The 3,924-nt window shown below is 68.6% G+C and carries 5 protein-coding genes; 4 read left to right on the top strand and 1 reads right to left on the bottom strand.

Annotated features, from left to right (window positions below):
* A partial coding sequence (locus ABIS05_RS03995) for an ATP-binding cassette domain-containing protein (protein WP_348013144.1) occupies positions 1-143 on the bottom strand: 143 nt, incomplete at its 3' end.
* 711 nt (positions 144-854) lie between these two features.
* Here ABIS05_RS03995 and ABIS05_RS03990 point away from each other — a divergent pair.
* The 4 genes from ABIS05_RS03990 to ABIS05_RS03975 form a co-directional block, all read left to right on the top strand.
* On the top strand, positions 855-1,745 hold the full coding sequence (locus ABIS05_RS03990; RefSeq protein ID WP_348013143.1) for an intradiol ring-cleavage dioxygenase: 891 nt from the start codon (positions 855-857) through the stop codon (positions 1,743-1,745).
* An 85-nt stretch (positions 1,746-1,830) separates the two neighbouring features.
* Entirely contained in the window at positions 1,831-2,535 is a 705-nt protein-coding gene (locus ABIS05_RS03985) for a response regulator transcription factor (protein ID WP_348013142.1), read from the top strand.
* A complete protein-coding gene (locus ABIS05_RS03980) occupies positions 2,529-3,704 on the top strand; it encodes an ATP-binding protein (RefSeq protein WP_348013141.1) in 1,176 nt (391 codons plus the stop codon). The genes ABIS05_RS03985 and ABIS05_RS03980 overlap by 7 nt, the downstream gene beginning before the upstream one ends.
* A 9-nt stretch (positions 3,705-3,713) precedes the next feature.
* Positions 3,714-3,924 (top strand): hypothetical protein (locus ABIS05_RS03975; RefSeq protein WP_348013140.1); only part of this gene is annotated, 211 nt, incomplete at its 3' end.

Genomic DNA, 3,924 nt, shown 5'->3' with positions numbered 1-3,924 from the left:
GTCTTGCCGGCGCCGTTGCCGCCCAGCAGGGCGACGACCTTGCCTTCGGGCACCTGCAGCGACACGCCCTTGAGGACGAGGATGACGTGGTTGTAGATGACTTCGATGCCGTTGACGTTGAGGAGGGGTGGGGGTGATGTCATGGCTGTTCCCTTCTCGTCGGGCTTGCTTTTGCGACGAGCCTTTCTGCTCGGTGCATCGCGCCGGGAGTCCGCCCCGGCGGGCGGGTAACTTTCTTCTGCGGCGCCAGAAGAAAGTCACCAAAGAAGAGGCGCTGAACCGCACACGAGTACCGTGACGCCACGAGTAGCGCGCGAAAACGACCGTTGTCATTGCGCCCAGACGCGACCCGCTGCGCTCTCGCTGCTGTCCCTATGACGAGCACCAGCCATCGCCCCTTCACGCCGGTTAACGCCGGCTGCACGCCGGGCTCATCAAGGAATACCAAACTGCCGCGTCGCCCGAGCGACGCTGTCTTCGGTTGTTCTCGTGAGCACGGCGTGCAGCCGCGCGTTAAGCGGGCAGGCGGTGCGATGGATGGTGCTGGTGACAAGGACAGCAGCGAGAGCGAAGCGGGTCGCGTGTGGGCGCCGTGCCATCGGGAGTTTTCGCGCGCCGTGGGTGGCGTCGTGGCACTCGAGTGCGGTTCAGGGCCTCTTCTTTGGTGGGCTTTCTTCTGGCCCCGCAGAAGAAAGTTACCCCGCCGCCGGGCGGGACTCCCGGCAATGCAGCGAGCAGACGCGCACATCGCTAAAGCAACCACCGCCGTATTTCCACCCCGACACAATCTGCCGATCCGCCCGATACATCGCGGCGATGCAATGCCTCCATCCGACATCCAGAGGACCGACGCAATGCCCCACGATCACGACCCCAAGCATGACCACGACCTGGGCCTGGCCCACGACCTGAGCCGCTTGCAGCAACAGGCCGTCGAACGCCGCGCCGCACTGCGCTGGCTGATGGGCGCGGGCGCCCTGTCTCTCGGCGGCGCCGGCGCGATGGCGCTGGCGGGCTGTGGTGGGGGCGGCAGCAGCTCCTCCGCCTCGGGCTCCTCCGGCAGCAGCTCCTCGGGTGGCACCACCACGACCACCACGGGCTGCTCCGTCATCCCGTCCGAGACCGACGGCCCCTTCCCGGGCGATGGCTCCAACAGCGCCAACGGCAGCGTGGCCAACGTGCTGGCCCTGTCCGGCGTCGTGCGCAGCGACATCCGCTCCAGCATCGCCGGTGCCAGCGGCATCGCCTCGGGCGTGCCGCTTCAGGTCATCATCGAGCTCGTGAACACCAATGCCTCCTGCGCCGACCTGTCGGGTTATGCCGTCTACCTCTGGCATTGCGACGCGCAAGGCCGCTACTCCATGTACTCCAGCGGCGTGACCGGCGAGAACTACCTGCGCGGCGTGCAGGCCACGGGCACCGACGGCACCGCCGTGTTCCAGACCATCTACCCCGGCTGCTACGCCGGCCGCGTGCCGCACATCCACTTCGAGGTCTACCGCAGCACGACGACGGCCACCAACTGGAGCAACAAGCTGCGCACCTCGCAGCTGTGCTTCCCGTCGGACGCGAATACCGCCGTCTACGCCACCAGCGGCTATGGCAGCAGCGCGGCCAACAACAACGCCATCAGCCTGAGCAGCGACGGCATCTTCAGCGACGGGTATTCCACGCAGCTCACCACCGTCACCGGCTCCGTTGCCGCCGGCTACGTTGCGACATTGAGGGTCGGCATTTCAGTATGAATGGGATCGAGCGCCGGGCCGCCCCAAGCCGAGCCGCATCCCCTCAGGGAATCGCTCGGCGTATTCGCCGCGCGAGGGGCTGACGATGCGTTGCCTGGTCGTCGACGACGACGCCGAGATCCGCACCAGCCTGACGACTTATCTGCAGGGCTTTGGCTGGCAGGTGAGCGCGGCGGCGGACGGCCGGGCGATGCGGCAGGTGCTGGCGCAGGCCAGGCCCGATGTCATCGTGCTCGACCTGATGCTGCCCGACGAAGACGGCCTGTCGCTGCTGCGCTGGCTTGGCACCCAGGCCGACGCGCCGCCGGTGCTGATGCTGACGGCGCGTGGCGACACCATGAGCCGCGTCGTCGGCCTGGAGCTGGGCGCGGACGACTACCTGGCCAAGCCCTTCGAGCCGCGCGAGTTGGTGGCGCGCCTGCAGGCGCTGCTGCGGCGCTCAAGCAAGGGAAGCGCGCTACAGGAAGACACGCGCCTGCTGCGCTTTGGCCGCTGGCGTTTCGACCGCCTGACGCGCCAGCTGATCAGCCCCGACGACGTGGGCATCGCGCTGTCCAGCGCCGAGTTCCGCCTGCTCGGCGCCTTCGTGCAGCGCCCGGGCCGCGTGCTCAATCGTGACCAGCTCATCGAGCTGACCCGCGCGCCCGGCGTCGACGTCAACGACCGCAGCATCGACCTCGCCGTCTCACGCCTGCGCGCCAAGCTTGGCGACACCGCGCGCGAACCCAGCATCATCCGCACCGTGCGCGGCGAGGGCTATCTGTTCGACGCCGAGGTGAGCTCATGCTGAAGCGCCTCAACTTCCGGCTCAAGGATTGGGACGGGCTGGGCCTGCGCCTTTTCTTGCTGATGTGGGCCGCACTGGCGCTCAGCCACCTGGCGGCCTGGAGCCTGGTGTTACAGACCATGCACGGCCCAGGCGCCGCCCGGCCGGGCCCGCCGCCCATGCATGACCAAGGTGGCTTCGGCCCTGGCGCGCCGCCCCACGGCGACGTCGACTCGGCAGGCCCGCCGCCGATGCGCCAATCTGTAGATGTCCCGGGCGGACCCGGCACGGCCATGCCCAGGCGCATGCCGACCTTCCCGTCCCTGCCGCCCGACCTGCCCTGGCGCGCCAGTCTCATCGACTATGGCGTGCGCCTGTTCGTCATTGCGCTGGCCGCCTGGTGGGGTTCGCGTTGGCTGGCCGGCCCGGTGCGTCGGCTGGTGCGCGCGGCCCGGCAGCTGACGCCCGCGCTGGCCCAGGGGCGGCCTGCGCCCGTGCTGAGCGAGGACGACGGCACACGCGAGGTGCGCGAGGCGGCGACGGTGTTCAACCGCATGGCGGCCGAGCTGAGCGGCCAGTTCGAGGAGCGCGGCCTGATGATCGCGGCTATCTCGCATGACCTGCGCACGCCGCTGACGCGCATGCGGCTGCGGCTGGAGACGGGCGAGGTCGAGGCCGGCGTGCGCGAGCGCTGCGTGGACGACATCCGCGAGATGAACCGGCTGGTGGAGAGCGTCATCGAGGTTTTCCGCCCGGGCGAAACGGTCAAGCCGCAGCGCGTCGATTTGTCTGCGTTGGCGCAGTCAGCGGTGGACGATCTGGCGGAGATGGGTAGCAACGTCAACTTCGAGGGCCCGCCCGCCGTCATCACCGCCGACCCGGTGGCATTGCGCCGTGTGGTGGACAACCTGGTGGGCAATGCCTTGCGCTATGCCGGCAGCGCGCGCGTCCGCGTCGACTTGTCGGCCGGTGTGACGCGGCTGGTGGTGGAGGACGACGGCCCCGGCATTCCCGAGGCCGAACTGGAGCGCGTGCGCCAGCCGTTCCGGCGTGTCGAGGAGTCGCGCAATCGCTCGACGGGCGGCACGGGGCTGGGGCTGTACATCGCGCAGCAACTCGTGCGGCGGCAGGGGGCGGTGCTGGTGTTGAGCAATCGGGTGGAGGGTGGGTTGCGGGCGGAGGTGGTGTTTTAGGTTTGAGTGTTGGTGTTGGTTTTGCGGGTTTTGATTGCTTTAGCGGGGAGCGTGTCTGCTCGCTGCATTGCCGGGAGTCCCGCCCGGCGGCGGGGTAACTTTGGCTTCGCCGAAACCTTCGGTTTTCTTCTGCGGGGCCAGAAGAAAGTCACCAAAGAAGAGGCCCTGAATCCGCACGCCAGCGGGGTGGCGGGCTTGGCACTGGATCGCGCCTTGACGC

The sequence above is a fragment of the Roseateles sp. genome, assembly GCF_039929605.1.
Classification (GTDB): domain Bacteria; phylum Pseudomonadota; class Gammaproteobacteria; order Burkholderiales; family Burkholderiaceae_C; genus Pelomonas.
Note: the sequence above shows the minus strand (reverse complement) of the source record. Positions and strands in the feature narration are given on the sequence as shown.

What these genes read in the sequence shown, in the direction of transcription:
- ABIS05_RS03985 (WP_348013142.1), top strand. Translation starts at nt 1,831, where the DNA reads ATGCGTTGCCTGGTCGTCGACGACGACGCCGAGATCCGCACCAGCCTG.
- ABIS05_RS03990 (WP_348013143.1), top strand. Translation starts at nt 855, where the DNA reads ATGCCCCACGATCACGACCCCAAGCATGACCACGACCTGGGCCTGGCC.
- ABIS05_RS03980 (WP_348013141.1), top strand. Translation starts at nt 2,529, where the DNA reads ATGCTGAAGCGCCTCAACTTCCGGCTCAAGGATTGGGACGGGCTGGGC.